The organism is Yinghuangia sp. YIM S09857 (assembly GCF_051388915.1).
Classification (GTDB): domain Bacteria; phylum Actinomycetota; class Actinomycetes; order Streptomycetales; family Streptomycetaceae; genus Yinghuangia.
Window position 1 is genome coordinate 83,670 of record NZ_JBPKBH010000015.1, and the last position, 25,532, is coordinate 109,201.

The 25,532-nt window shown below is 70.6% G+C and carries 25 protein-coding genes and 1 pseudogene; 9 read left to right on the forward strand and 17 right to left on the reverse strand.

What is annotated here, in order from left to right; all coding sequences use genetic code 11:
- The first annotated feature begins 170 nt into the window (after nt 1-170).
- The gene (locus ACRX5S_RS27925) at nt 171-791 is read left to right on the forward strand and encodes a TetR/AcrR family transcriptional regulator (protein ID WP_436775885.1); all 621 of its coding nucleotides are present in this window, start codon (nt 171-173) and stop codon (nt 789-791) included.
- A gap of 603 nt (nt 792-1,394) precedes the next feature.
- Here the strand turns inward: ACRX5S_RS27925 and ACRX5S_RS27930 are convergent.
- The 4 genes from ACRX5S_RS27930 to ACRX5S_RS27945 form a co-directional block, all read right to left on the reverse strand.
- The gene (locus tag ACRX5S_RS27930) at nt 1,395-2,318 is read right to left on the reverse strand and encodes a zinc-binding dehydrogenase (protein ID WP_436775886.1); all 924 of its coding nucleotides are present in this window, start codon (nt 2,316-2,318) and stop codon (nt 1,395-1,397) included.
- A gap of 507 nt (nt 2,319-2,825) precedes the next feature.
- On the reverse strand, nt 2,826-4,016 hold the full coding sequence (locus tag ACRX5S_RS27935) for an IS110 family transposase (RefSeq protein WP_436775887.1): 1,191 nt from the start codon (nt 4,014-4,016) through the stop codon (nt 2,826-2,828).
- Between the two features lie 457 nt (nt 4,017-4,473).
- Nucleotides 4,474-5,199, reverse strand: a complete 726-nt coding sequence (locus ACRX5S_RS27940; protein ID WP_436775888.1) for a hypothetical protein — start codon at nt 5,197-5,199, stop codon at nt 4,474-4,476.
- An 84-nt stretch (nt 5,200-5,283) separates the two neighbouring features.
- Entirely contained in the window at nt 5,284-6,501 is a 1,218-nt protein-coding gene (locus ACRX5S_RS27945; RefSeq protein WP_436775889.1) for a zinc-dependent alcohol dehydrogenase, read from the reverse strand.
- 557 nt (nt 6,502-7,058) lie between these two features.
- On the opposite strand from ACRX5S_RS27945, the gene ACRX5S_RS27950 reads away from it, so the two are divergent.
- The 3 genes from ACRX5S_RS27950 to ACRX5S_RS27960 all read left to right on the forward strand — a co-directional run bounded on the left by ACRX5S_RS27950 (nt 7,059) and on the right by ACRX5S_RS27960 (nt 10,822).
- Nucleotides 7,059-7,637 carry a TetR/AcrR family transcriptional regulator gene (locus ACRX5S_RS27950; RefSeq protein WP_436775890.1) on the forward strand — a complete coding sequence of 193 codons (579 nt, stop codon included), beginning with the start codon at nt 7,059-7,061 and terminating at the stop codon, nt 7,635-7,637.
- A gap of 150 nt (nt 7,638-7,787) precedes the next feature.
- Complete coding sequence (locus ACRX5S_RS27955; RefSeq protein WP_436775891.1) at nt 7,788-9,020, forward strand: cytochrome P450; 1,233 nt, start codon at nt 7,788-7,790, stop codon at nt 9,018-9,020.
- Nucleotides 9,021-9,253: 233 nt separating this feature from the next.
- Nucleotides 9,254-10,822: an FAD-dependent oxidoreductase gene (locus ACRX5S_RS27960; protein ID WP_436775892.1), complete on the forward strand. Its 1,569-nt coding sequence runs from the start codon at nt 9,254-9,256 to the stop codon at nt 10,820-10,822.
- A 47-nt stretch (nt 10,823-10,869) separates the two neighbouring features.
- Here the strand turns inward: ACRX5S_RS27960 and ACRX5S_RS27965 are convergent, their stop codons facing one another.
- Nucleotides 10,870-11,370 (reverse strand): VOC family protein, encoded by a 501-nt coding sequence (locus ACRX5S_RS27965; protein ID WP_436775893.1) that lies wholly within the window; start codon nt 11,368-11,370, stop codon nt 10,870-10,872.
- 421 nt (nt 11,371-11,791) lie between these two features.
- Between ACRX5S_RS27965 and ACRX5S_RS27970 the strand changes: the two genes are divergently transcribed.
- Complete coding sequence (locus tag ACRX5S_RS27970) at nt 11,792-12,145, forward strand: SPW repeat domain-containing protein (protein ID WP_436775980.1); 354 nt, start codon at nt 11,792-11,794, stop codon at nt 12,143-12,145.
- Nucleotides 12,146-12,323: 178 nt separating this feature from the next.
- On the opposite strand, the gene ACRX5S_RS27975 is transcribed toward ACRX5S_RS27970, so the two are convergent.
- Both ACRX5S_RS27975 and ACRX5S_RS27980 read right to left on the reverse strand, forming a co-directional pair.
- On the reverse strand, nt 12,324-12,905 hold the full coding sequence (locus ACRX5S_RS27975; RefSeq protein WP_436775894.1) for a nuclear transport factor 2 family protein: 582 nt from the start codon (nt 12,903-12,905) through the stop codon (nt 12,324-12,326).
- A gap of 427 nt (nt 12,906-13,332) precedes the next feature.
- Nucleotides 13,333-13,899: a hemerythrin domain-containing protein gene (locus ACRX5S_RS27980; RefSeq protein ID WP_436775895.1), complete on the reverse strand. Its 567-nt coding sequence runs from the start codon at nt 13,897-13,899 to the stop codon at nt 13,333-13,335.
- 267 nt (nt 13,900-14,166) lie between these two features.
- On the opposite strand from ACRX5S_RS27980, the gene ACRX5S_RS27985 reads away from it, so the two are divergent.
- Complete coding sequence (locus ACRX5S_RS27985) at nt 14,167-15,258, forward strand: Rieske 2Fe-2S domain-containing protein (RefSeq protein ID WP_436775981.1); 1,092 nt, start codon at nt 14,167-14,169, stop codon at nt 15,256-15,258.
- Between the two features lie 27 nt (nt 15,259-15,285).
- On the opposite strand, the pseudogene ACRX5S_RS27990 reads toward ACRX5S_RS27985, so the two are convergent.
- Nucleotides 15,286-15,519, reverse strand: a pseudogene (locus ACRX5S_RS27990) (thiamine pyrophosphate-requiring protein); the annotation flags it as partial.
- 306 nt (nt 15,520-15,825) lie between these two features.
- On the opposite strand from ACRX5S_RS27990, the gene ACRX5S_RS27995 reads away from it, so the two are divergent.
- Together ACRX5S_RS27995 and ACRX5S_RS28000 are read left to right on the forward strand one after the other, a co-directional pair.
- Nucleotides 15,826-16,110, forward strand: a complete 285-nt coding sequence (locus ACRX5S_RS27995) for an isoamylase early set domain-containing protein (RefSeq protein ID WP_436775896.1) — start codon at nt 15,826-15,828, stop codon at nt 16,108-16,110.
- Nucleotides 16,111-16,380: 270 nt separating this feature from the next.
- Entirely contained in the window at nt 16,381-17,358 is a 978-nt protein-coding gene (locus ACRX5S_RS28000) for an L-threonylcarbamoyladenylate synthase (protein WP_436775897.1), read from the forward strand.
- Nucleotides 17,359-17,547: 189 nt separating this feature from the next.
- Here the strand turns inward: ACRX5S_RS28000 and ACRX5S_RS28005 are convergent, their stop codons facing one another.
- The 9 genes from ACRX5S_RS28005 to ACRX5S_RS28045 all read right to left on the reverse strand — a co-directional run bounded on the left by ACRX5S_RS28005 (nt 17,548) and on the right by ACRX5S_RS28045 (nt 25,088).
- A complete protein-coding gene (locus tag ACRX5S_RS28005; RefSeq protein WP_436775898.1) occupies nt 17,548-17,943 on the reverse strand; it encodes a DUF2795 domain-containing protein in 396 nt (131 codons plus the stop codon).
- 140 nt (nt 17,944-18,083) lie between these two features.
- Nucleotides 18,084-18,557 (reverse strand): DUF6098 family protein, encoded by a 474-nt coding sequence (locus tag ACRX5S_RS28010; protein ID WP_436775899.1) that lies wholly within the window; start codon nt 18,555-18,557, stop codon nt 18,084-18,086.
- A 7-nt stretch (nt 18,558-18,564) separates the two neighbouring features.
- Nucleotides 18,565-18,825, reverse strand: a complete 261-nt coding sequence (locus tag ACRX5S_RS28015) for a DUF6480 family protein (protein ID WP_436775900.1) — start codon at nt 18,823-18,825, stop codon at nt 18,565-18,567.
- Between the two features lie 350 nt (nt 18,826-19,175).
- A complete protein-coding gene (locus ACRX5S_RS28020; RefSeq protein WP_436775901.1) occupies nt 19,176-19,517 on the reverse strand; it encodes a hypothetical protein in 342 nt (113 codons plus the stop codon).
- Nucleotides 19,518-19,697: 180 nt separating this feature from the next.
- Entirely contained in the window at nt 19,698-20,999 is a 1,302-nt protein-coding gene (locus ACRX5S_RS28025; protein ID WP_436775982.1) for a serine/threonine-protein kinase, read from the reverse strand.
- 481 nt (nt 21,000-21,480) lie between these two features.
- Nucleotides 21,481-22,125, reverse strand: coding sequence for a GNAT family N-acetyltransferase (locus ACRX5S_RS28030; protein WP_436775902.1), 645 nt, complete (start codon nt 22,123-22,125; stop codon nt 21,481-21,483).
- A 264-nt stretch (nt 22,126-22,389) separates the two neighbouring features.
- Nucleotides 22,390-23,346, reverse strand: coding sequence for a hypothetical protein (locus tag ACRX5S_RS28035; protein WP_436775903.1), 957 nt, complete (start codon nt 23,344-23,346; stop codon nt 22,390-22,392).
- A 170-nt stretch (nt 23,347-23,516) separates the two neighbouring features.
- The gene (locus tag ACRX5S_RS28040; RefSeq protein WP_436775904.1) at nt 23,517-24,158 is read right to left on the reverse strand and encodes a hypothetical protein; all 642 of its coding nucleotides are present in this window, start codon (nt 24,156-24,158) and stop codon (nt 23,517-23,519) included.
- Between the two features lie 294 nt (nt 24,159-24,452).
- Complete coding sequence (locus ACRX5S_RS28045; RefSeq protein ID WP_436775905.1) at nt 24,453-25,088, reverse strand: UdgX family uracil-DNA binding protein; 636 nt, start codon at nt 25,086-25,088, stop codon at nt 24,453-24,455.
- Nucleotides 25,089-25,285: 197 nt separating this feature from the next.
- Here ACRX5S_RS28045 and ACRX5S_RS28050 point away from each other — a divergent pair, with 197 nt between their 5' ends.
- Nucleotides 25,286-25,498, forward strand: a complete 213-nt coding sequence (locus tag ACRX5S_RS28050; protein ID WP_436775906.1) for a hypothetical protein — start codon at nt 25,286-25,288, stop codon at nt 25,496-25,498.
- Nucleotides 25,499-25,532: the final 34 nt, after the last annotated feature.

The following is a 25,532-nucleotide window of genomic DNA, read 5'->3' on the forward strand; positions in this document are numbered from 1 at the left end:
CCGCGTGCGGTCTGTCGCGGCCGACCTGAACACCACTCAGACTAACGCTAGTATTCTTGTATTAACAGCCCCTGATTGTGGCGGCCCCGCGGCCCGGGGTGGTGGCACCAGGGCCGCGCGGCCAGGGACAGTAGCCTGGCCGTCCGGGATCATCGTCGAGTCGGAGCGTCGTGAGCGAGACTGCGAACACACACGGTTCCCGCCGCCCCGGCGGCCGGACCGCGCGGACCCGTGAAGCAGTCCTGGACGCCGTGTCCGTCGAACTCGGAGAAGCCGGCTACGCGGGACTGACGATGGAGAACGTCGCGCGTCGCTCGGGCGTGCACGTGACCACGGTCTACCGGCGCTGGCGCAGCGTCGAAGGCCTGGTCGTCGACCTGTTGACCAGGCTCGGGACCACGCAACTGCCCTTCCCCGACACCGGGGCCCTGGGCGACGACCTCCGCGACTTCGCACGATCGATCGTCGCCCTGTACGAAAGCAACGCCACCGTTCGCGCGCTGATCGAAACGGTCGTCGCGGCGGCCACCAAGAACCCGCGGGCGAGTGAAGCGCTGCACGACTTCTTCGCCGACCGCAACCAGCGCGCCGCCGTGATCGTCGAACGAGCGGTCGCCCGCGGCGAACTCGCCCGCGACACCGACGGCGTCGAGGTCATCTCCGCGCTGGCCGCGCCCATCTACTACCGCATGCTCGTGTCGCGCAGGAAGATCGACACGGCACTCGCCGACCGTGCGGCGCGGGCAACGTACACAGCCGCCGTGAACGGCGCCTACCGCACCGAAACCTGAGGCTTGACCCGTAAGTGAGCTTGAGGTGCGTAGGACGGCCTGCCCATCACGCAGCCGTCCATCAGCACCTTCGCCCGACTGCGCGGAAGGACCGACGCTCCTGCTGTCGGCCGGCACGCGCACGGCCGCGTCGAACAACACAGCCGCAGACCCGGACCGCGAACTCCCCGTGCCTCCGCCGCCGCTCGGGACCCGCCTTCCGGACAGGGCTCGGATCGCAGCCGGTTGTCGGTCGTCCGGTGCGGGCGGGGCGGTGGTGCGGCCGCCGAACCCCGGTCGTCCGTTCGCCCGTTCGTCGACGGGGACGGCGCGTCGGCGTCGTCCTTGGCGCCGTCCGAAAAATGAGGCCGTGCCGAGCGGCGCATGACCGTGACGCCTTCGTCGGGGGCGTGGTTGTCGTGGTCGTCACCGGACGGCCCGATCCGGCAGTGAGCGGAGTCTCCGATGACGCCTCCTGGGTGGAGCGGGTCGTCGCCGTCACAGGAGGGGAGCCTCAGCGGCCCCAGTACCGTCGACGCGGCCTCCGTCGAGCGGCGCTCGGGGTTGCGGCAGCCCTGGCGGTCCTCTGCCACGCGAAGGTGTGGCAGTCGGCGTGATGGATCGTCAGATCAGGAGCAGAGTCTTGCCCAGGGCGGTCCGGTTCTCGATCGCGGCGTGGGCGTCGGCGGCTTGTTCCAGCGGGAACGTCTGCCCGATGACCGGCCGGACGATACCGGCGGCGGCCTGGGCCATCATCTGCTCCGCCCACCGCGCCACGTTCGGCCGGAAGTCGAAGAGCTGCTCGACACCCAGGACGTCGACGCCCCTGGCACGAGCCTCGTCGGAGTCGATGACGCTGACCTCGCCGCTGGACGCGCCGTGCACGGAGAACCGGCCTCCCCGGGCGGTCACCTGGAACGCGGCCCGCCCGATCGGTCCGCCGACGCCGTCGAACACCACGTCGGGGCCCGCACCGCCGGTCAGTTCGCGGACCTGATCGGTCCAGTCCGGTGCGGAGTAGTCCACGGCCGCCTCGGCGCCCAGTTCCCGGACCAGTTCGAGCTTGCGGGTGCCGCGCGCGGCGCCGATGACCCGGGCGCCTGCCGCACGGGCGAGCTGCACCAGCAGGCTGCCCACCCCACCGGCCGCCGCCTCGACCAGCACCCAGTCGCCACGCTTGATTCCGGCGTTCTCGACCAGCCCCTGGGCGGTGCTGCCGTCGCTGTGGAGGGCGATCGCCTCGGGCAGGTCCAGTCCGTCCGGCACCGGGAACAGCCCTTCGACGTCGGCGACCGCCCTTTCGGCGAAACCCCCGGTATCCCCGGTGGAGGCGACCACCCGCCGCCCGAGCCAGGCCGGGTCCACCTGCGCGCCGACCGAGGCCACCCGGCCGGCCACCAGGGAACCGGGCACGTACGGCAGCGACGGCTGCGCGTGCCACTTGTCGACGCCACGCCGGATCTGGGTCTCGACGAACGTCATGCCGGCGACCGCCACGTCGACCACGACCTGATCCTCCCCGGCCACCGGGGCAGGCGCCTCACCCAAGACCAGTTCCTCCGGCCCACCGAACCGCTTCACCTGAACAACCCGCATGGCGCCCGCCCCTGTCCGTTCCACCGCCGTATCCACTCGAACACGGCGGATCCCGATCATGCGACGTGAACCCGACTTCAAGTCAAATCCGTAATCCCAAATCGCGAGGTGACAAGACACCCTCACGCAGTCGCAGTCGCAGTCGCTGCCGCCGGGCGGCGTCGAGCCGTGCGGGCAGCAGGTCGCCGCCCCCTGCCGGGCTCGGACCCGGTCGGCGAAGCGGTGTCCGGTAGCCCGCAATCGATTGCACGCCTGATCGACTGTCCGAGTACACCTCAATGTCCCCACGCATGGACGAGTGAACGAGGACGGATGTCTGGTGCGCCGTGGTTCTTCCCCCACAAGTTCCCGAAACTCGGCCAGGCCGAGTAAGGAACTCGGCGCGGCGGTGATGTCGGTGGTCGAAGGGTGGCGAACGCGAACCTGGAAAGACGGGCCCGCCACCTCCTAATGGGGTTGTCAAGCCGCTGATATGACCGGGAGTTCGCGTTGGTAGCACCGTCCGTCACGGATCAGCGCCCACAGGACGTTGACGCGTCGCCGGGCGAGCGCGACCACGGCCTGCGTGTGGCGTTTGCCCTCGGCGCGCTTGCGTTCGTAGAAGCGCCGGGATGCTTCGCAGTTGCGGATGCTGATCAGCGCGGAGGTGTAGAACACCCGTTGCAGGCCCCGGTGGTAGCGCCGGGGCCTGTGCAGGTTGCCGCTGACGCCGCCGGAATCCCGAGGGACCGGGGCGACGCCCGCGAAACTCGCCAGCCGGTCGGCGGTGACATAGCGGCTCAGGTCGCCGGCGGTGGCGGCGAGGAACTCGGCGCCGAGCAGCGGGCCGATGCCGGGCAGGCTGGAGATCACCTCAGCGAGTTCGTGGTCGCGAAACCGAGCCGCAATGAGCTTGTCGATCTCGGCGATCTGCTCGTTGAGGCCCATCACCTCCTTGGCCAGGGTGTGGACCACCTGCGCGGCGATCTTCTCCCCAGGGACGGCGGTGTGCTGGCGTTCGGCGGCGGCCAGCGCGACGGCGGCCAGGTCCTCGGCGCTGCGGACTTTGCGGTTGCCGAGCCAGGTAGCCAGGCGCCTGCGGCCGGCCCGGCGGATTGCAGCCGGCGTCTGGTAGCCGGTCAGCAGGACCAGCGGACCGACGTTGCCCAGGTCCACGGCGCGTTCCAACGCCGGGAAGATTCCGGAGAGTTGGCCGCGCAGCCGGTTGATCCGGCGGGTGCGGTCCGCGACCAGGTCGGACCGGCGGTCGGTGAGGATCCGCAGTTCGACGGTGTGTTCGTCGTCCGGCCGCAGCACGGTCAGATCGCGGCGCATGCGGGCCTGGTCGGCGATGACGGTCGCGTCCTTCGCGTCGGTCTTGCCCGTGCCGCGGTAGCCGGCAGCCGCGCGGTTGACCGCCAGACCGGGTATGTAGACGAGGTGCTGGCCGTGGTTGAGCAGCACGTTGACCCACAGCGCGGCCATGCCGTCGGCGACGTCGACCGCCCAGACGACGTCCTCGCCGAGCGTTATCACGTCCGCCAGCAGCGCCAGCAGTTCGGGCTCGTCGTTCGCGACCCGGCGCGAGAGCAGCCGCCCGCCGTCGGCGTCCAGCACCACGCAGTGGTGATGCGTCTTGCCGATGTCCGTCCCCGCCCAGATCCGGGCCACGCGTTCCTCCGGTCGTTCGACGTGTGCTGTTCGTCCCGGACGACCTCGCCAGCGTGGTCCTACTCAGCGATACCCCCGAAGAGGCCCGCAGCTCCTAATCAGCAGCCGAGTCGTCGTGAGACACCGGGCGGCCAGGTGGCGGGAACCATCGAGGGCAACCGGCTGAAAGCCATGCCCGGTGTCTCTGGGCCCCACGACCATACGACTGGCCCTGATCAACCCGATCAACAACGTAGGACCGGCTGATAGAGCGTCAGGACGTCCACACGAGCGCGGGCACACACGACGGCATGCGAATCGTCACCCGCACCGCCGTCGCGCCGTCAACTCTCTGTCGCGACTCCACACAACCTGAGCCAGAACCCGAGTTTCGGGGGCGATTGTGCAACGGTTCGGGAGGGGCGCGAGTGCTCGGCGGGTGTTGAGTGTTCGCGGGTTGACGGCGCTCGCGGGGTGGTCAGGTGGCAGCGCCGAGGATGCGGGCGAGTTGGTGGCTCTGCCGGGCGGTGATGCCGCCGTGTGCGATCGGGACGGTTCGCGCGCAGTCAGGGCCGTCGCAGATGAGGACGCCGGTGCCGTGCTGCGGATCGACGGTCCAGGCAGCGGGGCCGAAGTAGGGGCTTTCCAGGGCGAGTTCGGTGAGGACCGGGACGGCGGCGGGCATGGCCCCGTGTGCGGCGAACGCGTCCGCGATGAGGGGGGCGGCTCGGCCGTGCGGTGTGTCCTCGTCACCGAGGATCGGCAAGAGGAGCAGTAGGCGAACAGTAGGGGACAACGGGGCCTCAGGTGCCGTGGAGGCGACGACTGAGTGGAGTTCCGTCCAGGCCAGTCCAGGGCCGCTGGCGTCGGCGCCGATGGTGGCGAGGAAACCGGGGCGGCTCCATGTGGGGTGGACGACGGTGTAGTCGACGCTGTTGTCGCGTTCGTCGCCGAGGTCCAGGTTGGTGATGTGGATCTCGATGGCGTGCCGGTCGGCGAGACCGAGCGTGAGCAGGTGGTGGCTGTCGCCGCCGAACAGCGTGGATGCGGCGTCGCGGACGTCGCCCGGGTTGGCGTCGAAGGCTTCGACCAGGTCGATTTCGGTTCCGAGGAACGGTTCCAGGTAGGCGGGCCAGAAACCGGGGTGGTCGATCAGGTGCTCGGCCGCGGTCCCCGGCGCGCAGGTGGTCTCCTCGGAGTGCATGGGTCCATCATCCGTGGCGCGCCGGGGACGACGGCCGCGGGGGCCCCTGGTGCGGCCGGGCGTCGGTTGAGGTCTTGGGCGCCCTCAGCCAGCGACGTCCAAGGTGACCTTGGTCCACCCCGGCCTGCGCCGGTCGAAGGCTTCGTACGCCTCGACGGCCGCCGGCATCGGCTCCTGCTGCGTGATGATGGTGGTCGGATCCATGGATCCCGCGGCGATCCGGCCCAACAAGGCCGGAACGTAACGGCGATGGTTGCAGTTGCCCGCCTTGACGGTGAGGTTGCGGTTCATCGCCTTCCCGATCGGGAAGTGGTCGAAGTTCATCGGGTACACGCCCACGATGCCGATGCTTCCGGCCTTTGCGGCCATGTCCACGGCCCAACGCAGCGCCTGGCTCGGGGCGTTGCCCTGCACCCACAGGTCGCCGTCCTCGTTCGTCTCCGGAGCGGCCTGCCTGCGTTCCGCGGCGAACTCCTCTTCGCTTCCGTCGTCGGCGCCGCCACCGGAGGACCCTGGGGCCGGACGCCGGGCATCCACGCCCACGGCGTCGACGATGCGGTCCGCGCCGATGCCGCCGGTCAGGTCTCTCACGGCGGCGACCGGGTCCTCCGTGGTGAAGTCGATGGTCTCGGCGTTCTGGAGACGGGCCGTGTCGAGGCGGTCGCGGTACCCGTCGACGATGAGGACGCGGCCCGCGCCCTGCACACGTGCCGACAGCGCCGCCAGTTGACCGACCGGGCCGGCGCCGAGCACCACGACGACGTCCCCGGGGGAGACTTCGGCGAGCCGCGCGCCGAACCATGCGGTGGGCAGGATGTCGCTGACCATCAGCGCCTGTTCGTCGCTGACGCCGGGCGGGATGGGCACAAGGTTGGTGTGCGCGTACGGCACCCGCGCGTACTCGGCCTGGAGTCCGTCGAACGGCCCGGTCGGTTCCGGCCCGCCGTAGAACGAGGTCCCCGCCGACGGCCCGTGGGGATTGGCCTCGTCACACTGCGCGTAATAGCCGGCCCGGCAGTAGACGCATCGGCCGCAGCCGATTGTCGAGGGGATCACCACGCGGTCGCCCACCTCGAAGTTGCGGACCTGCGACCCCAGGGCCTCGACGACGCCGACGGCCTCGTGACCGAGGACGGTACCCGGCTTCATCCCCGGCATGGTGCCCCTGATGAAGTGCAGGTCCGTGCCGCAGATCGCGCTTCCGGTGATGCGCACGACCGCGTCCTCGTCGCTCCGGAGCCCGGGATCCGGTACGTCCTCCAGCGCGATGTCGCCGACGCCGTGCCAAACGACTGCCTTCATGATCATCCTCTTCCGTGGTTCGCGGATGCGTGGACGTATCGAGCGGCCTCGTCCTTTTTCGTCTCCGGCGCCGCGCGGTCCGACCGACAGATCGGCGCCGCCCCGCCGGCGCGGCTGTCCGCCGGCGCGCGACTCAAACCGCGTGGCCCAAACCGCGTGGTCCAAACCGCGTGGCCCAAACCGCGTGGCCCAAACCGCGCGACCCAACCCAAACCGCGTGACCCGAACCGCGTGACCCGAAGAGGGCGCCGCGAAGCGTGGGCGGGCCCCGGCGCACCGGAATGTGAACGCCGACCGCCTCGCCGTCCCGAGGACTCGTCGCGTGAGGAGGCCCGGCCGGTGGTTGCGACGCGGGCTGCCGGACCCACGCAAGCAGATGGGCAATACGTCGTGACAACTTGCCGCTTGGCAAGCATGAATCCCTTGCAAAACCGGGATTCGATGCAACTTTCTGCATGCCATGCCTTGTCATTCGTCAATCTTCGACGTACGTTCGGTGCGCACCGCAGGCCCAGCCCGCGCCGCCGAGTGGGCACACTGGCAGGGGAGGAGGGGCGATGGCCGCACCGGCACCTGAGGACACGTACGACAAAGTCCTCGGCGCAGCCGTCGAACTGTTCGCCGAGCAGGGCTTCGCGGGTACGTCGCTCCAGGCGATCGCCGACCGGGTGGGCGTCACGAAGGCGGCGCTGTATTACCACTTCCGCACCAAGGACGAACTCCTCGACGCCCTGCTGCGCCCCGCGCTCAACGAGCTGGACCGCGTCCTGGACGCCGCGGAGCGCCGCAAGGGGCAGGCGGTGCGCCAGCGAGTCCTGTTCGAGGGGTACGTCGACTTCCTGCTCCGCCACCGCACCCTCGCCGTCGTCCTCGACCGCGACGTCTCCGTCGGCAGCCACCCGGCGATCCGGCCCCGGCTCGAATCGATCACCGTGCGCGTGCGCGGCATCCTCGACGACAGCGAACGGCCCGTCGAATTCCGGGTCGCCTCGACTGTCGCGATGGGCGGCATCTACTCCGCCGTTGCCGTGTTCCCACACCTCCCGGACGACGAACTCCGTTCCGTACTCCTCGACATCGTCCGGCGCCTGCTCACCCCGCGCGGCGGCAGAGCCGCCGCGTCCGGCGCCGACTGACACGACCTGCCCCACCCCGCAGGGCGAACCCGTCTCGTCCGCCCGGCGGCCGATCCGCCCGCGCCACCGCACGGCTCACCGCACCCCGTGGCAGCGCGACCTGCCGCGTGGCACCGCAGCACCGCCCCCAACCCGCCCAAGGAGGCCCCCATGACGTGTCCGGTCGCCCACGACGGCTTCGACCCGACCGACCCGGACCTGTACACCGAGCGTCTGCCGCTGGAGGAACTCGCGGAACTGCGCCGGACGGCCCCCGTCAAGTGGATCCCGCAGTCACCGCAGGTGTCCAACTTCGGTGACGACGGCTACTGGCTGGTCACCCGGCACGCGGACGTCAAGGAGATCTCCACCAAGCCGGAGCTGTACTCCGCGCACCGCAACAACGTGATCATCCGCTTCGCGGAGGGGATGGACCCCGGCGGCATCGACGCCGTCAAGGTGATGATGGTCAACATGGACCCGCCGGAGCACACCCGGCTGCGGTCGATCGTGCAGCGCGGCTTCACCCCGCGCGCCATCAACGCCCTCAAGGACGCGCTGGTCGACCGCGCCGCTCGGATCGTCCACGAGTCCGTCAAGAAGGGCGGCGGCGACTTCGTCACCGAGATCGCCTGCGAACTGCCGTTGCAGGCCATCGCCGAGCTGATCGGCATTCCCCAGGAGGACCGCGGCCGCATATTCGAGTGGTCCAACCAGATGATGGGCTACGACGACCCCGACTACGCCGTGGACCAGTCCGTCGGCCAGCAGGCCGCCGCCGAGGTCATGATGTACGCCATGGGCATGGCCGAGGCGCGCAAGGCATGCCCCGCGAACGACATCGTCTCCAAACTCGTCGCCGCCGAATCGGAGGGTTCGCTGGGCTCGGACGAGTTCGGCTACTTCGTCCTGCTGCTCGCCGTGGCCGGCAACGAGACCACGCGCAACGCGATCACCCACGGCATGGTCTCGTTCTTCGACAACCCGGAGCAGTGGGACCTCTACAAGGCGACGCGCCCGGAGACCACAGCCGACGAGATCATCCGCTGCTCGTCCCCGGTGATGTCCTTCCAGCGCACCGCGACCGCCGACACCGTTCTGGGCGGTCAGGAGATCAAGGAGGGCCAGCGCGTGGGGATGTTCTACAGCTCGGCGAACTACGACCCCGAAGTCTTCGCCGACCCGCACAAGTTCAACATCACCCGTGACCCCAACCCGCACCTCGGCTTCGGCGGCGGCGGCCCGCACTTCTGCCTCGGCGCGAGCCTCGCCCGCATGGAGATCAACCTGATGTTCGAGGCCATCGCCGACGCGATGCCCGACATCACCAAGGCCGCCGAACCCCGCCGCCTCCGCCACGCCTGGATCAACGGAATCAAGGAACTCCAGGTCAACTACGTCTGACGACGAAGCCGCCGGGCGACTGCGTCCGTCGCGGCCGAGCCGGTCCGCGGCCGCTTCCGACCGCGGGCCGGCTGTGGTCGTGGACCCCGCCCACGACCTGCCGCCGCGACACGTCCCCGAGTGGCGGCCGTGTCCGAGTGGCGGCCGTGTCCGGAGGCCGGACGCGTTTCGCGGGGGGTTGCCGCGGACAGCCGCCTGAGCGGGCACATCGCCGCCGCGAACGGAGGTCGGCCATGCCGCGGCAGAACGAACGGTACGAGTCGTACTGGATGGCGACCACCCGGCGCGGAGACCATCCGCCGCTCCGCGAGCCGCTGGACGTGGACGTGGCCGTCGTGGGCGGCGGCATCGCCGGCCTGTGCACTGCATGGGAACTGAGTCGCGCCGGGCAGCGGGTGGCCGTCCTCGAAGCGCTGCGCGTGGCCGAGTCCGTGACGGGCCACACCACCGGGAAGCTCACCTCGCTCCACGGGCTCCGGTATGCCCGTTTGATCCGCGAGGCCGGGCGCGAGACCGCACGTCTGTACGCCCGATCGCAGCAGGACGCCGTGGAGCACGTCGCCGCGACGGCCGATGAACTCGGCGTCCACTGCGACCTGGAGCGCGCGGCCGCATACGTGTACGCGGAATCGCCCGAGACGCGGGACGAGGTGCGCGCCGAGGCCGATGCCGCGCATGAGGCAGGACTGGATGCCGTCTACACCGAGGAGACGGACCTGCCGTTCCCGGTTCTCGGTGCGGTCCGGCTGCGCGATCAGGTGCAGTTCCACCCGCGCAAGTACCTCCTCGCCCTGGTGGCGGACATCCTGGCCCACGGCGGCCAGGTGTTCGAAGGCTCGCGTGTGGTCGCGCTCAGCGAAGGCGCGCCATGCCGCGTCACCACCGAGAGCGGCGTACAGGTCACCGCTCGCGATGTCGTCGTGGCCACCCACTACCCGGTCTTCGACCGCGCCCTGTTGTTCGCCCGACTGCGCCCCGTACGTGAGCTGGTGGTCGCCGGGCCGGTTCCCGCGAATGAGGCCCCCGACGGCATGTACGTCACCCCGGAAATGCGTACACGCTCAGTACGCAGCGCGCCGTCGTCGGAGGACGGGCAGCGGTTGCTCATCCTGACCGGTGAGAAGTTCACCCCAGGGGCGAGCGGAGTCGTCCGCCGTCAGGACCGCCTGGCGCAATGGGCCCGCGACCGCTTCCCGAGTTTTCGGCCGACGTATCGCTGGGCGGCGCAGGACACCTCCACCACCGACGGCATCCCGTACATCGGCCATTTCCACCCGGGCACCAGGCACGTGTACGTGGCGACCGGTTTTGACGGGTGGGGCATGAGCGGTGGGGTCATGGCCGGCCGGCTGCTGGCCGGGATGATCACCGGCGGGAAACTCCCCTGGACCGATGTCTACGACCCACGCCGATTGCACCCGCTGCGCGAGGCCCCGTCGCTCGTCAAGGCACAGGCCGAGGTGGCAAGGCACTTCGTCGGCGACCGGATCGGCGTGCCGAAGCTCGACGCCGCCGCGCAGGTTGCGCCCGGCACGGGCCAGGTACTCCGCGTCCACGGCCGCCGGGCTGCCGTCTACCACGATGCGGAAACCGGGCTGCGGGCCGTATCGGCAAGCTGCACCCACCTCGGATGCACCGTGCACTTCAACGACGCCGAACGTACATGGGACTGCCCGTGCCACGGCTCGCGCTTCGGTGTCGACGGCGCGGTGCTCAACGGCCCGGCCACCCGGCCGTTGGAACCGATCGCGGTCGACGACGAGACGGCCGTACGCGGTGGCGAGGAAGCGGGCGAGGCCTGACCGGACGCGGACGGCGCCGGGCATTGTCTCCACTGGCGTCGGGCCGGTCAATCGAGGTAGTTCGCACGCCCGTTGTCGTCCATCTCGAAGGCACCGGTGGGGATGATGCAGAACTCGTTTCCATCAGGGTCAGCCATCACCAGGAAGCCGCCGTCTGAGTACTCCTCCAGCCGACGACCGCCGAGTGCCTCCACCCGCTGTTGCTCGGCGGCCGGGTCGGGCGAACTGATGTCGAGGTGCACACGGTTCTTGTCCGGCTTGGGCGTCTCGGCCTGTTGGAACCCCAGGCCGAGGTCGTTGTCTCGACGCAACCAAACATAGGGACCTCCACGTCGGGCGATCGGCCTGCCCAGCAACGCCGACCAGAACGCGGCCAGTCTTTCGGGGTCCTGGGAGTCGATGATGAGCGCGTTGACCTGCACCGTGAGTCCGCCGATCTTTCGGGTACGTGTTTCGGTCGATGGAGCCGGTCGACCAGGCCGCACCGCGACGAGCGGACCGCACAGCGGCGTATCGCCACGGTCGTATCGACACGGTCGCATTGCCATGGCCGGACCGGACGGCAGAGCACACCGCGATTCCGAGGACGGATGGCCGCATCGTGCCGCATCGCCCGGTTCGGTCGCCGGTCCTCGTTCAGCGAGTGTTCGACTGCATGCGGGACCGGCACCTCCCGCGCGGTGAGGCGTGGATCATCGGTGGCTTGCTCGTTCGTGGAACGCGGCTACCCCACTCCTCCTCGGTGAATCGCCGGGATTCCGCGGCCCCGTATCTCTGCCGCGGCACAGGGCGTAGCGAGGGCCGAAGCGGGCAGCGGCCTCTCAAGAGGACTCGGATCAAGGAGACCCGGGAGACAAGCGGAGGAGGGATCACGCTGTCATGCCCAGTCACTCGTTCCACCTGGGGCGACAACACGCACAAACGCTTGCCCACGCCGCTGACATACGTGACGGCCCACTCAACACCTTGATGCTGGTCACCGGCGTGTGGCTGATCACCGGGTCATGGCTCCTCGCGTACCCGCTCAGCGACCCGGCGGACGACGCGCGGCTGCAAGAGGTCTTGGGCGGCATGATCGTGGTGGCGGTGGCGTGCGCGAAGTTCGTCCGGCGACGCGGCCCCGCGTTCGACGTGGTGGTCGCCGCTGTCGGAGGGTGGCTTGTCGCGGCGCCTTTCGTCTTCGGTTATGCGGACGGTTCGCAGGCCGGTGCGGCCCCCGTCAACGACATCGCCTCCGGAGCGGTGCTGTTCGCACTCGCTGCCGCCTCGTTGGCCGTGTCGGTCCAGGAGCGCCGCCAACACATCCGGGACGACCACCCGTGAGGGCGATCCGGCTCGGCACCCGCGAGGCCCCGTACCCCGGTGGGCCGACCCTGTGAGTGCCGATTTCACCATCCGTTGCGAGTAGACGGCTCGCGGGAGGCCATGCCGTGTCGGCCGGGCGAACCCGGTGACCGTCCGTGATCCCGGCACCCGCCGGCGCACCACGCAGCCCGTGGTCTCAGGCGTTTCCCGGCTCCGCCTTCGCGTCCGTATCCCCGCCATCGGCAAGAAGCATCGCGTGCGCCGCGATGATCTTCCAATCCCCTGACTCGCCGCGGATCCAGGTCCGCGTATAGCGCATGCGGGCGACCATGGGCTGACCGCCGACCACACCTTCCAGCACTCCGAGGAACCAGGTGACCCCCAGGTCCGATGTGGCCAGGATCCGCAGCTCCTCCTCATGGACGCGGCTCAACACCTGGTAACCGGTCCTGTGCGCGTCCAAGTCATCCTGCTTGGTGTAAATGTTCCCGTCCGGGCCGGTGAACCAGGCCGCGTCGTCGATCAAGTCCGTCAGTTCCCGGACGTTCGATGCCAGCTGGGCGGCTTGCAGCCGTCGCTCGGCCTCGCCCAGGCTGTCCGACAGATCAGAACTCAGGTCACGGTTCGACATGGTCTCACTATGCCTACGAATGATCTCGGTGACGCGTTGTTCGCTGACGGCTGATGGCTGATGGCTGATGGCTGATGGCTGATGGCTGATGGCGGGGCCGGCTTTGGGGCAATCCTGCGCACGGGCGACCCTGATGTCCGGGTTCAAAGGGAGCGCATAGCGCCTGGATGTGCCGGGATTCGCCCCCCTGGGAAGAGGCGGAACAACGGTTCTCTCGGCGGCAGCACCACAGCGACCTGTTCTGGGAATCGGCCGCGACCGCGGGCCTCGCCCGCCTCCTCCTCGCCACCGGCGAGGAGCGGCACGCCCGGCGGCTCACCCGGCAGATGGTCGCCCGCATCTGCACGAAGGGAGCCTGGCTCCGGGCGGTCGGACTGGCCGTGCGCGCGGCCATGACTTGCGGGGAGCTCCAGCGGCCGAGCGGCTCGTCCGGTGGTTCGACGCCTGCCTGTTTGGAAGGTGTTTCGTGGATCCGCCGCCCGAGGGCGGTGGGCCGGTGAGCATGGTTGCAGGCGTCCGTGTCCGGGTCCGTCAGCCGAACCATCAGGAGTCGGCCGCAGCGCCGTGGCTTGCTTCAGCTCCTGCCGCGTCCGGTCACCAGGTCGCGTGCGCGGTCGACCAGGCCGGTTCCGGGGGCGAGGAGTTTGTTGGCGGGCGGGGTGTCGGGGGCCGAGGGGTGCGGTCGGGTGGGCGCGAGCTTCTTGGCCCTGCGGACCTTGTCCCCCAGGTCGTCGAGGACGTCGGGCCCGCAGTGGGCCGCCAGCGAGGGGAACAGGCGGTTCTCCTCGTCGTCGACGTGCGCGCGTACCTCGGTGGAGATCTCGCGCAGGAGTTCGCTGAAGCGCGGCTCGTGTTCGGGGGTCTTCTCCCATTCCTTGAGGAGCTTCTCCACGCCGGCGTGGTCGGCGAGTTCCTTGTCCGCGACCAGGTCGCCGTCGGGCAGGTGCTCGCGGACGGCGGGATAGAGGTACTCCTCCTCCGCGACCGAGTGGCGAACCAGCTCGATGGTGGACTGCTCGGCGAGTTTGCGGCGTTCCTCCGCATCGGCGGACAGTTCCAGGCGGTGGAACATCTCCTCGACCTCGCGGTGGTCCGCCGTCAGTTCGTCGACGACGTTGCCGCCGTGGCCGTTCGCACCCATGCCGCTCACTCCCGGGATCTTGGTTGGTTTCGGCGTGTTTCGTCGAGATGCGGCTGCCCGATGACCGCGGCGTTACACCCCCGCCGCGCCTCGCCCCCGCAGTTGCCGTTCGCCGTGATCGCGACCACCGTGGAGAGAAGGGCGGATCGTGCGACACGGACACGCTCGTGATTCGGCGACCTCGTGCTCGCACGTCGGCAACCTGGTGCCCGTCTTCGCGCCAGGCGCACGCCCTTGGAGTGCGGAGGGCGGCACATGACCGATTCCATGTCTCGGACCGGGGTCGACGCGGCTGCTTCCGTGCGGTCGCCACAGACCCGACCAAGGCACGGCGACTTGCGCAGGGTCGGGATCGCGACGCAGTTCTGGTATCCGGTCGCCCTGTCACGGGCTGTGCGCACAGGGCGAGCGGTGGCGGCCGTCTTCGCGGGAGAGCGGATCGTGTTGTACCGCGGGCGCGGCGGAGCGGTACACGCCTTGGAGGACCGCTGCGCGCACCGGCAGGTGCCGCTCAGCATGGGCGTGGTCGAGGGGGACGTGCTGCGCTGCTGCTACCACGCCTGGGCCTATCGCGGGAACGGCCGCATCTCGCAGATTCCGTACCTGCCCCGGGGGTGCGAACGGCCGCCGCGTGGGGTGCGTTCGTACCCGGTCCGCGAGGCGTACGGCCTGGTGTTCGTGTTTCCCGGGGATCCGGAGCAGGCGGACGGTGCGCCGTTCCCGGTGCTTCCGCAGTACGACGCGGCGACGCACCGCACGATGACGTTCTCGCGCACGGTGCGGTGCCACTACTCGTTCATGCACGAGAACCTTCTGGACATGAACCACCAGTTCCTGCACCGGCGGGTGCTGGGCCGGATCCGTCCCGAGCTGCTGGGCTACGACAGCGGCGAACGGTTCGTCGAGGCCCGCTACCTGTTCGTGCCGGCCGGAGGGCGCAAGGACCGCGGGGCCGGACTGCTGTCCGCGGAGGGCCGTGGCGGCCGGGAAAATCCCGACGTGGTGACCATCCGCACCGAATACCCGTACCAGACGCTGGAGGCCGTTCCCGAAGGCGCCGAACTGCCGGCGTTCTCGCTGTGGGCCGCCTACGTGCCGGAGGACGCCGAACAGCGCACCTGTCACGCGTACGGCCTGCTGATGATCGAGAAGCCGCCCGTCCCCGGGGTGCTCCATCTCGCCTGGCCGCTCATCCGCCGTTTCACCGAGCGGGTGTTCGCCCAGGACCGGATGGCGGTCGAGGCGGAGCAGCGGGCCTATGACGAGCAGGGCGAGGACCGCAACCACGAGGTCTTCCCGCTGATTCTGCGGGTCCGCGACGTCCTGCGGAACAACGGGGTGGCGCCGGGCGCGTCGTGAGGCGGCGCCGGCGTTCGCCCGTCGGGATCACTGTCCTTCGCGCGCGCCGCGGCGGCTTTCGCGGCGGCTCCTGCGGTCGCGGCCGCCGGGCGGCATTTCCTGGAGCTTGGCCTTGATGCCCTGGCGGACCATGCCGCCGCGGTCGCTGTCGCCGTGCACGATGCTGGACGCTGCCGCCTCGATCCGGTCGAGCGTCGCGTGCGGGGGGATCGGCGGCACGGCGGGGTCGGTGACGAAGTCGACGACGAACGGCCGGTCGGACACCCCGCCGTCCCGTTGTCCGGCCGGTGCCCGCCACCACGGCCCGCGCCTGACTGTGCGTCGCGGGTGTGGCCATGGAGCGGGTCCCGCGGACGACGATCCGGCGGGTTCCTCTCGCGATCGGTGGGTAGCCGCGAGGCATGGGCGTACTGGCCGTCCTGCCGGACCGGGTGAAGGCCGTGCGGGTGAAGCCTCGGCGCGGCGTGGCCCGGGTGGCCGCCGCGGGAAGGCCGCGGGCGCAGGATGTGCGGCAGTCCGAAGCCGCCGTCCGGTGGTTCACGTACCGATCCGTCCGAGGAGCCCGCCGTGCTGGAACGCATCCGCCGCAAGAACACCACCCAGGTCACCTTCGTCCTGCCGCCCGACCCCTCGTGTGCCGCGGTCAGCGTGGTCGGCGACTTCAACGAATGGACGCCCGGGACGCACGAGTTGACCACGCGGAAGGACGGGAGCCGAGCGGTGACCGTGGCGTTGCCAGACGAACAGCGCATGTCCTTCCGGTACTTGGCGCACGGCGGCCACTGGTTCGACGAACCGGACGCGGACGGGCACGACGGTCGCAACAGCTACCTGGACCTGTCCCGCGCGTGACCCGGCCATCTCGGCCGCCCGCCCGGACGGCGGGCGACACGGACAGCGCGGCACCGACTTCACGACCGGAGCAGGCCGCTCGTGGAGTCGGTGCCCGCGCACACGCAGAAGCGCTGGTCATCGCCCTTGTCGCCGCGCTCCCCGCGTCGATTCCCACCTCGCGGCGCACGGATGGTGGTTGATCTCGCCCGTTCGATGCCGCTCCCGTGCCGCCGGAACGGGGTGTCGGGCCCGCGCCGGGCCGCGGCCGAGCGGTGGGAGGATACGGGGGTGGCATTCGAGACCAGTGAGATCGGGGCGGCGGCCGGTGTGCTGCGCGCGGGCGGGTTGGTGGCGTTTCCGACCGAGACGGTGTACGGACTGGGCGCGAACGCGGAGGATCCCGCCGCGGTGGCGCGCGTCTTCCGGACCAAAGGGCGCCCGCCTTCGCATCCGCTGATCGTCCATCTCGGCGACGCGGACCACCTGGGGGAGTGGGCCGCGGACATCACCAAGACCGCCCGGGTCTTGGCCGAACATTTCTGGCCGGGACCGCTCACGCTGGTATTGCGACGTGGCCGCCGGGTGCCGCCGGAGGCGACGGGCGGACTTGAGACGGTGGCGGTGCGCGTGCCGGACCATCCCGTCGCTCTCGCCCTGTTGTCGGCGTTCGGCGGGGGTGTCGCGGCTCCGTCCGCGAACCGCTTCGGGTCGGTGAGCCCCACCACGGCGGACCACGTCCGCGCCGAGCTCGGCGATGCCGTCGATTTCGTGTTGGACGGCGGCCCGTGCGACGTCGGCGTGGAGTCGACCATCGTCGACGTCACGGGGGAGGTGCCCGGGATTCTGCGCCCCGGCGGGGTCGCCCGCGAGGCACTCGAAGCAGCGCTGGGACGCCCGCTCGCGGTCCCCGAGTCGAGCCCCGTCCGGGTGCCCGGCCAACACCCGTCGCACTATGCGCCGCGAGCCCGGGTCGTCCTGGTCGAGCCGGAGAACGTCGTCGCCGAAGCGGAGCTCGCGCAGGGGCTCGGGCACCGGGTCGGTGTCCTGCTGCCCCCGGCCTTCGCGGGAGCTCGCGTCGAGGCGCACGCTGTCGTGGCCGTTCCGGCCGCGTCGGCCGAGTACGCGCGCGGGTTGTACGTGTTCCTGCGCGACTTCGATCGGCGGGGCTGCGACCTCATCGTCGCGTCCCTGCCCGCCGAGGAGGGGCTGGGCCTGGCGATCGCCAACCGGCTCCGCCGGGCCGCGGGCCCCCGGGACCCGGGCTGACGGGCCCACGGGCTGACGGATCGGCTGCCGTCACTCCTCGCGAGACCCGGCGTCGTCAGGCCCGCGTTGCCGGGCCCAGCGCTGCCAGACCCGGCGTCGTCAGGCCCGCGCTGTCAAGGCCCCGCGCTGTCAGGCCCGGCGTCGTCAGGCCCGGCGTCGTCAGGCCTCGCGTTGTCAGGCCCGGGGTCGTCAGGCTCCGCGCATCGCCACGACCGCTTCGTCGACGCTGTGGTACGAACGTCCCTCCGGGAGCCGGTCGTGAACCGCGTCCACCAGCGGCCCAGGGGCGTGGTGCTCGGCGAGCACCCGCTCCAGCGCCGCACGGTCGGCCGGGAAGGTCCGGCGGTCGAGGTGGCTGGCCAGTTCGGAGCGGAGTTCCACGAGCTCGGGTTCCAGGCCCTCAACCGCACCCGGCTCGGGGCCGCCGCGGGAGTACGTCCCGCGCTGGTCCTCCCCTTCCGGCTCCGGCTCGTGCCATTCCTCGGCGCGTGTGCTGTGGCCGCTGCGGACCTGGCCCTCCACCTCGGCCTTCATCGCGTCGTCCAGACGCGGCCCGTGCTTGTCGCTGCCTCGTTCGACCGACATGGCGTCTCCCTTCGGTCTCCGGTATCGCCTACCGTGTCTCGGCCGCCCGGTGACCACGGCCGCGCGGACACGGCCGTGCCACCTCGCCTGCGCGGCTGTCCGCCGGTGCGCGAGTGAAACGGCGGTGACACGTCTGCCGATCACGGCGGCGATCGGGAGTCCCGGCCGACCTGGAACCGGGTTTCGTAGACGTGTCGCGCCTCCCGTACCAGCGGTTCGCCGAGCCGGGCGATTGGGACGACCTTGTCCAGGAGCGGCTCGTGGTCCACGCCGCGGGCGACCTGGCGTCCGGTGAGAACCCAGCCGTAGCGGCCCGGTTCGGCGCCGAGTTGCGCGTACTTGTGGATCTGGCGGGCCAGCCATTCCGTCGGTGGGCGTGTCCACCAGGCCGGTGCGTCCAGGACAGTCGCCGACAGGCCGGGCATTTCCAGGCCGCTCTCGTGGTCGATGCTCGTCCCGGAGTCGGCGGCCGGTCCGTGTGACCAGCGCAGGAACAACTCCTCGTCGGAGTCCCGCACCATGCCCGCGAGTTCGCTCAGGGACGCGAGTTCGGGGAGCGTCCCGTCGGGCGTTCGCGGTGGCCGGGGACGGCTGTTCCGCGCATCCGGCGTCATGTGGCCCTCACACCAGGAGCACGACTGCCATGCCGATGAGCATGGCCGCGACCACCAGGGCGACAAGAGCGACTCCGGTCAGGCCGGCGACAGCCCAGCGGGGCGAGGGATTGGGTTCGTCCTCGGTGGACAGGCCGCTGGTCCCCGCCCGTTCCGGGTGTCCCGCAAAGCCTGAGTGGCTGGGGACGCGGGAGGAACCCAGACCCGGGGGAGTGGCTTCCCTGTGGGCGGCGCCGCTGTGTCTGCGCCGCGGGAATGTGCCCTTCATGGCGGCCTCCGACGATCGCGGATCTGTCGTATTGCGGCGGCTACCCCCGTGGAGGGAAACGCAACGCGTGGGAGCTGATGAGGAGCGCGGTCAGGTCGCAGACCACACCCCTGGCGACCCGGCGGTGGATGGAGGGTGTGGCGGCCCGGGCGCTCGGGGGATGACGTCCGGGCCGCCGTGCGGGAAAGCCGCGCGCCCGTGGGGGAGTGAGGGGCACGCGGGTGGAGGACCGCCCGGCGTCCGGTCTGAGGCCCGGGGCACCGTACGCCTTCCCGAACATCCACGGTAGGCACGAACGGCAGCACCGACGGCACGCCGCGCCTGGTCAAAATCAGTCATTTCATATCGATTTACCGCACGCGACGGCGGCGTCCGGGCGGTCGGCCGATGCGGCATCCGCGGCGACCCGCGGCGCCGGGATCGTTCTCCCGACTCCGGTTCACCGTGTGGTAGTGCGACAGCACGAGAAAGCGCACGGGCTTGTCCGTGTGCCGCCGCAGTCGCTCCAGCCACTTGCCCGCGGCAGCCGGAGTGGCCAGCGCCTCGAAGCAGACCAGAAAGTCCTCGCCTTCGACGGCCCCGACATTCGGGTCACCCTCGGCGGTGAAGGCATATACCCCGTTGCCGATGACCTCCAGAGTCTGGTCCTTTGCGGCCGTATCCGCCGACGAAGCGAACGGCACACGTGACATGCGCTACCTCCCAAATCCGGCACGCGGAACCGACCAGTGCCGACAGCAACTTAGGCGGTTCGAAATCCCTGCCGACCAACAGGCGTTTCGGTGGGTGGAATTCAGACGTGGGCGGTCGGTGGACGCGCCGGTCCGCGCGGGAGTCCGCGGGACGTACCTCAAGACGTCATAGTGCGTTTGCTACGTGACGTATGAGGCGAACACGGCGAAGACGAGCCCGGCCGCCAAGACCGCCAGCACCTTTGAGTCCCTCTCCCCGAGGCGCGGTCGGAGCAGACGCTGTATGCCTCCGATTTGGGCTCCTGATCCCAGAACAATGGAAGCTACCCAGTTTGCCGTGTCCATCCCACCCGGGTACCCATGGAGGGCCCTTCGGGCAACGAGGACCTGGCAGGTCAGACCGAGCACCACAAAGGAGATCGACCCCAGAACGTCCCAGAGGGAGCCTGGGGGCGGCCAGGTGGCCTGGTCGGGATTCTGCGTGATGTCGTTCGGTACCTGCTGGGATCGGGCAGCGGCGGCGGTTTGCCTTCCGGAGTTCTGCGGGGGCGGTGCGGCGTCGCGGGCTGCGCTGTCCTGCGCGGCCCCGGGGGTGCGGAGTGCGGTTGCGGCGGCGCGCAGGATGGCGTGGGTGACCGCGAGGGGCAGCCATCCGTGGTCCGCCCCGACGTGGGTCGGCGGTGCGGGGAGCATCGTTCGGGCGGATGCGGCCGTGGGGCGGTCCTCGGGGTCCTTCGCGAGGGTGGCCTCGACGAGCGGTGCGAGCGCCGCCGGCATGCCGGCGAGGTCAGGGTCGCGGGTGGTCAGGTTGGCGAACAGCACGGGCAGGGTGTCGCCGGGAAACGGCGGGCGGCCAGTGGCGGCATAGGCCAGGACCGCGCCGGCGGAGAACACGTCGCTTTCCGGCCCGACGTCGGAGCGTTCGAACTGCTCGGGCGACATGAACCCCATCGTGCCCACGGTCTGCCCCGTCCGCGTCAGTCCGGTCGCCCCGGCCGAGCGGGCGATCCCGAAGTCGATGACCTTCGGGCCGTCGACGCCCAGCATCACGTTGGACGGCTTGACGTCCCGGTGCACCAACCCGGCGGCGTGGATCTCGGCCAGCGCGGCGAACAGGCCCGCCCCCAACGCGAGCAACGACTCCTGCGGCAGCGGCCCGAACCGGGCCACCGCCTCACTCAGCGGAATCCCGGGAACGAACTCTGTCGCCAGCCAAGGCACCTCCGCGTCCGCGTCCGCGGCGACCACCCTCGCGGTGAACGCCGTGTCCACTCCCCGAGCGGTGTGGACCTCTCGAACGAACCTGGCCCGGAACTCGCCTTGGTCGCCGTTCAGCAAGTACGGGTGCACCACCTTCACCGCCACCGCCGCGCCGTCCGGTGCCCGGCCCAGAAACACGCGCCCCATTCCGCCGGCCCCCAAAACGCCCACCAGCCGAAACCGGTCGACCTGCTGCGGATCCCCGCTGCCCAACGGCTCCATCACGCCCCCGTCTCCACGCCCCGCCGCCCCGCCGCCCAACAGGCGGGTGCTGCTCGAACGGCCAAGCCCATCGCACTCCCGTGCCTGCCTGCAACCGTGAGCCGACTCGGACCCCGACTTGTCGATCGCACCGGCGCTGCGGGCGTGGTCGCCGGAGACCGGGTGTCGCCGAGGCGGGGCGTGGCTGCCCGGGAACGACGAGGCCGTGTCTGTCGGATCTTGGTGCCGCTCCCGGTCTCCGGTGTCGCGCGTCGCTCGCCGGGTATGGAGGCCCTCCCAAACGCAGGCTCGAAGCGCGTACTCGCGCGTGCCCGCAAGGGTCCGCAACGCCGCGAGGCGCGGTATCCAGGGCTCGTGAGCGGTGCAAAGATCCGGCAGACACGCAGCCTGGGCGGCGGTGCCCTGGTGCGGCCCCGGGGGAGTTCACGTCGGGTGCGGCCCGCCTCGTCGAGGACGTCACCGATCACCATCGGCAACCACGTCACAGGCTTTTCACCATCGTCAACTGGTGCACCCGCCGTCCCTGGTACCGCAGGCCGGGCACCATCGGCTGCGGACCGTGCGGGGTGAAGCCCATACGGCTGAAGAACCGCACGGCGCGGGTGTTCTCCACGAGGGTTTGGAGGTGGCAGCCCGGGGTTCCGGCGGTCCGGAGCTGCTGGAGCCAGTGGGTCATGAGCTCTTCCGCCGCTCTGGTGCCGCGGGCCTCGGGGACGAGGTTGATGTGCAGGTGGGCCGGCCAGGCCGGATCGGCGAAGTCGCCTGCGGTGGGTCGGCGGCGCAGCGCCGCCCACCCGGTGTCGGCCAGTGCCCGTGCGAAGAACGCGACCGGCCGGGCGCGCAGGAGGAGGCGGTGCTCCCGGATGGCGCGGTCCATGCGCCGGGACTCCGACGGGAGTTCGGCGCTGTCAGGGCACCCGGCGAGGTACCCGACCAGTGCGCCGTCGAGGAAGGCGAGCCACAGTGAGTCCGGGAGCAGGTCCGCATACGGGTCGAGGTACACGGCGGCCTCGGACTCGGGGTGGCCCCACAGCGACCCGCTCGGCGATCCCTCGCCGACCCGCGGGGCGAGCGCGCGCAGCGCAGTCCTGTCTGCATCAGTGAAGGTGCGGATGGCGATCACCATGCGCGCATTCTCCACGACCGGACCTCCGTGGGGTCGACGGCCGATCGCCGGGCGGCCGACAGTGCGAGTACGAGAGCGTCGAGGCCGGGCGGTGCGGGCGCTCGACGTAGGTGGGAGTTCATCGTCGCCACCGCTCCGGAAGCGTCGAACGGGCGTGTTCTGGTGAGGAGTTCGTGCAGGATGCAGCCGAGGTAGGACCGGTTGGAGCGTGCGTCGCCGGGTTGTTCGTCACTGGCGGTGTCGCACGCACCTCTCCGTCCGGTGTCATCGGCCGTACGCGTCGAGGAACCAGTCACGGAAGAACACAGGCGAGCGCCGACGTCCGCGCAGGGCGTACAGACCCCCTCCGACGACGAGGTGGTCGGCCCACATCCGCCCCGCATGGGGCCCGCTGACGACCAGCCAGACCGCGTCCCCGCAGCCGAGTGAGTGCAGGCACAGCGCGCCGCAGGTCAGATCGTCGACGGGGTCCCGGTCATAGGGCGGCTGTTCGTTCTCCCACCGGCCCAACTCGGCCAGATAACGTTCGTCGCTGGCGAAGTCCCCGCGCTGCGGCTCGTCCTCGGGCGGCGCATCGACCTCGCGCGCGGGAAACTCCTCGGTCAGCCGGAGCAGACCGGTGCGGGTGCCGATGCCGTCCCAGCTCCATACACCGGACGCGTCCCGGACCAGTGGGGCGAGGTTGGGCGCGGCAAGGCCGCTGGGTATCCCTGCGGCCACCTCCAGCAAGAACCACCGGTAGTCCCGAGGAAGCCGTACGGCCAACTGCTCCTCCGCCTCCGCCAGTTCTCCCGGCAGCAGCGGTCTGGGGAGTTGTACGTCCGCGTGCAGGGCCATGCGCCAGAGCCGCTCCCGCCATCCCGGCCACCGCGGCGTCGCGTCGTACTCCTCCTTCTGGCCGTCCTGCGGCTGCGCCCCCGTCCGGCGCAGCGCGGTCCACGGATCGAGCGATCGCGCCCGCTGTTCGGGTGTCGAGCAACGCATCTTCTCCAACTCGCCTGCCAGACACAGGGATTCGCTGCGCCATCGGTCGGTGTTCGCCTCGAACCCCGCCTGCGTGGGGACGGTCTCCTTCCGCGCCGCCTCATGCTCGCGCCGCCTCGCCTCCCATCTGCGCGCCTCCCCGGGCCACACCGCGGCGGCAACCAAGTCCGCGTAGATCAGGTCGAGTTCCCGCCACGCCTGAACGAATTCCTCCGCGTACCGGCCGTGCCCTGACATGCCATCAACTCCCGTATCGCCCCTGTCGAACGATTGTGCGTCGTTGACGCCCTCGCGGGCGGGCGACGCTCCAGAAGCGTCAGGTCGGCGGCGTGGTGGGTGTCAGGCGACGGTGGGCGGGCCGAGATCAAGACCACGGCCGCGGGCGCCCGCGGCTGGTGGAACCTGCGTCAGGAGGGCGCCGGGGCGGTGCCGGTCCCGGCGGCGGGGACGGTTCCGGTGAAGATGGCGTCCGGTAGCGCGGACGGGAGCGGTGTCATCGCGACGATGATGCGGAAGCCGGGGCGCAGCGCGTCGGGAACGCTGTAGAGCTGCTGCGCGAAAACGGTCTGACCGGGGGCGACCATGCCGGAGAGTTCCTGCTGCGGAAGTCGGCTGTGCGTGATGCGCTCGGCGCGGGTGCCGTCCACGCGGCTCATCTCGCGGATGGTCACGCCGGACACATCGTAGGGGGCGGCGGAACGGTTTGTGACGGTCAGTGTGACGACCACGAGCGTGGCTCCTGCTCGGGTGGCGTCGGGCTCGACCTGCGGGGCCGGGGCGGGTTCGACCCGCGAGACGGACACGAGCACGCCGTTGGGCTGGACGACCCAGCCTCCGACCGGTGCCGTGTCGGCGGGTCCCGGGGCCCGGCGGGCACCACTGGGCCCGCAGAGTGCCAGCCAGTCGTCCTGGGCCATCCCTGACGGGGAGGCGCACTCTCGGGCCGGCGTCGTCGGCGCCGCGTCGGGGGAGCTGTCGTCGCCGCAGGCCGTCAGCAGTAGGGGCATGGCCGCCACGGCGATGACCGCCAGGCGTTGCGGTCGCGTCATGTGCTCCTCCTCGAACCGGCGGATCGGCCGATCGTTTCCGGAGAAGGTGAGCAGGTCATGGAAAAACCAAACATTTTCATACTGTTTTTGAGCAAACAGGTCGGCTGTCAGGCACCGGTGGGACGCGTGCGTCGACCGTGAGTCAGCCGGATCGATCGGCGAACTGTCCCTGAACAGCAAGGATTTCGCCGGCGTGCGCGCCGGGCACGCAGTCGTCGGCCACGCTTACGACAAGCGGCGCCTACGACCCCGAAGTCGGGCAACTCACCCTCGAACTGGTGACCGCCACCTGGGTCAGCTCCCGAAACCGGGAAGACGCCGCAGGTCGTCGACGAGGCCGGCGAACGCGGCATCGCGATCCGGTGCGCGCAATACCGCGGACGGATGGATGGTGGCCATGGCGGCCCGGCTTCCGCCGGGGAGGCTCAATTCCTCGCCGCGGTGTTCGGTGAGGCGGAAGTCCCGGCCGAACAGACTGCGTGCCGCAGTCGCGCCGAGGGCCACGACGACCTGCGGGTCCACCTCGTCGATCTCCGCCTCCAGCCAGGGGCGGCATGCCGTCATCTGCGACAACGTCGGCGCGCGGTGGAGTCGTCTGCCGCCCGGGCCCTCGCGGTGGAAGCGGAAGTGCTTCACCGCGTTGGTGACGTAGACGTCCGCCCGTTCGATGTCCGCCTCGGCCAACGCCCGGTCCAGAAGCCGGCCCGCGGGGCCGACGAACGGCTCTCCGGCGCGGTCCTCCCGGTCGCCGGGCTGCTCACCCACGAACATGAGCGAAGCACCCGGCGGGCCGTCCCCGAACACGGCGGTGGTGGCGTCCTTGTACAGGTCGCAGCCGCGGCACTTTTCGACAGCCGCGCGCAATTCGTCCACCGTACGGTGCGCGTCGCCCGGTACGTAGCGTCCTGCACCTTGGAACCGTGCCGCCATGCGTTGCGGCTACCCCCGGCGGCCCGTGTGACACGACGGTGCGCCCGTTGCGGAACCCCTGACCGCCGGGTGCTACCTCCATTTGTACTGGATCACCCGGGGGGACCTCCGGCCACGAGCGTCGACACGTGGTCGGCGGGTAGACGCCGATCATGGAGCGATATGAGGTTCTGATCTTTCCGTTCAATGAGCAGGACATGCCGGAAGAGGCTCGCGGGCCGGCGGTCCGGTCCGCGGTCGTGCGGCGCACCGGGGAGAGCGGGGTCTCCGGCTACCCCCGGTACGCGGGCGATGGAGTGCAGGCCGAGATCGATCCCGAAACCCTCGCCGTCGAAGCCGTCACGGTCGACGGCGCCGAATTGGAGGACGGCTGGAGCGTACGCATCTCCGCCGGCGGGGCCCCGCACTGACGCCGCCGGGCCGCGGGGGGGGGGGGGGGGGGGG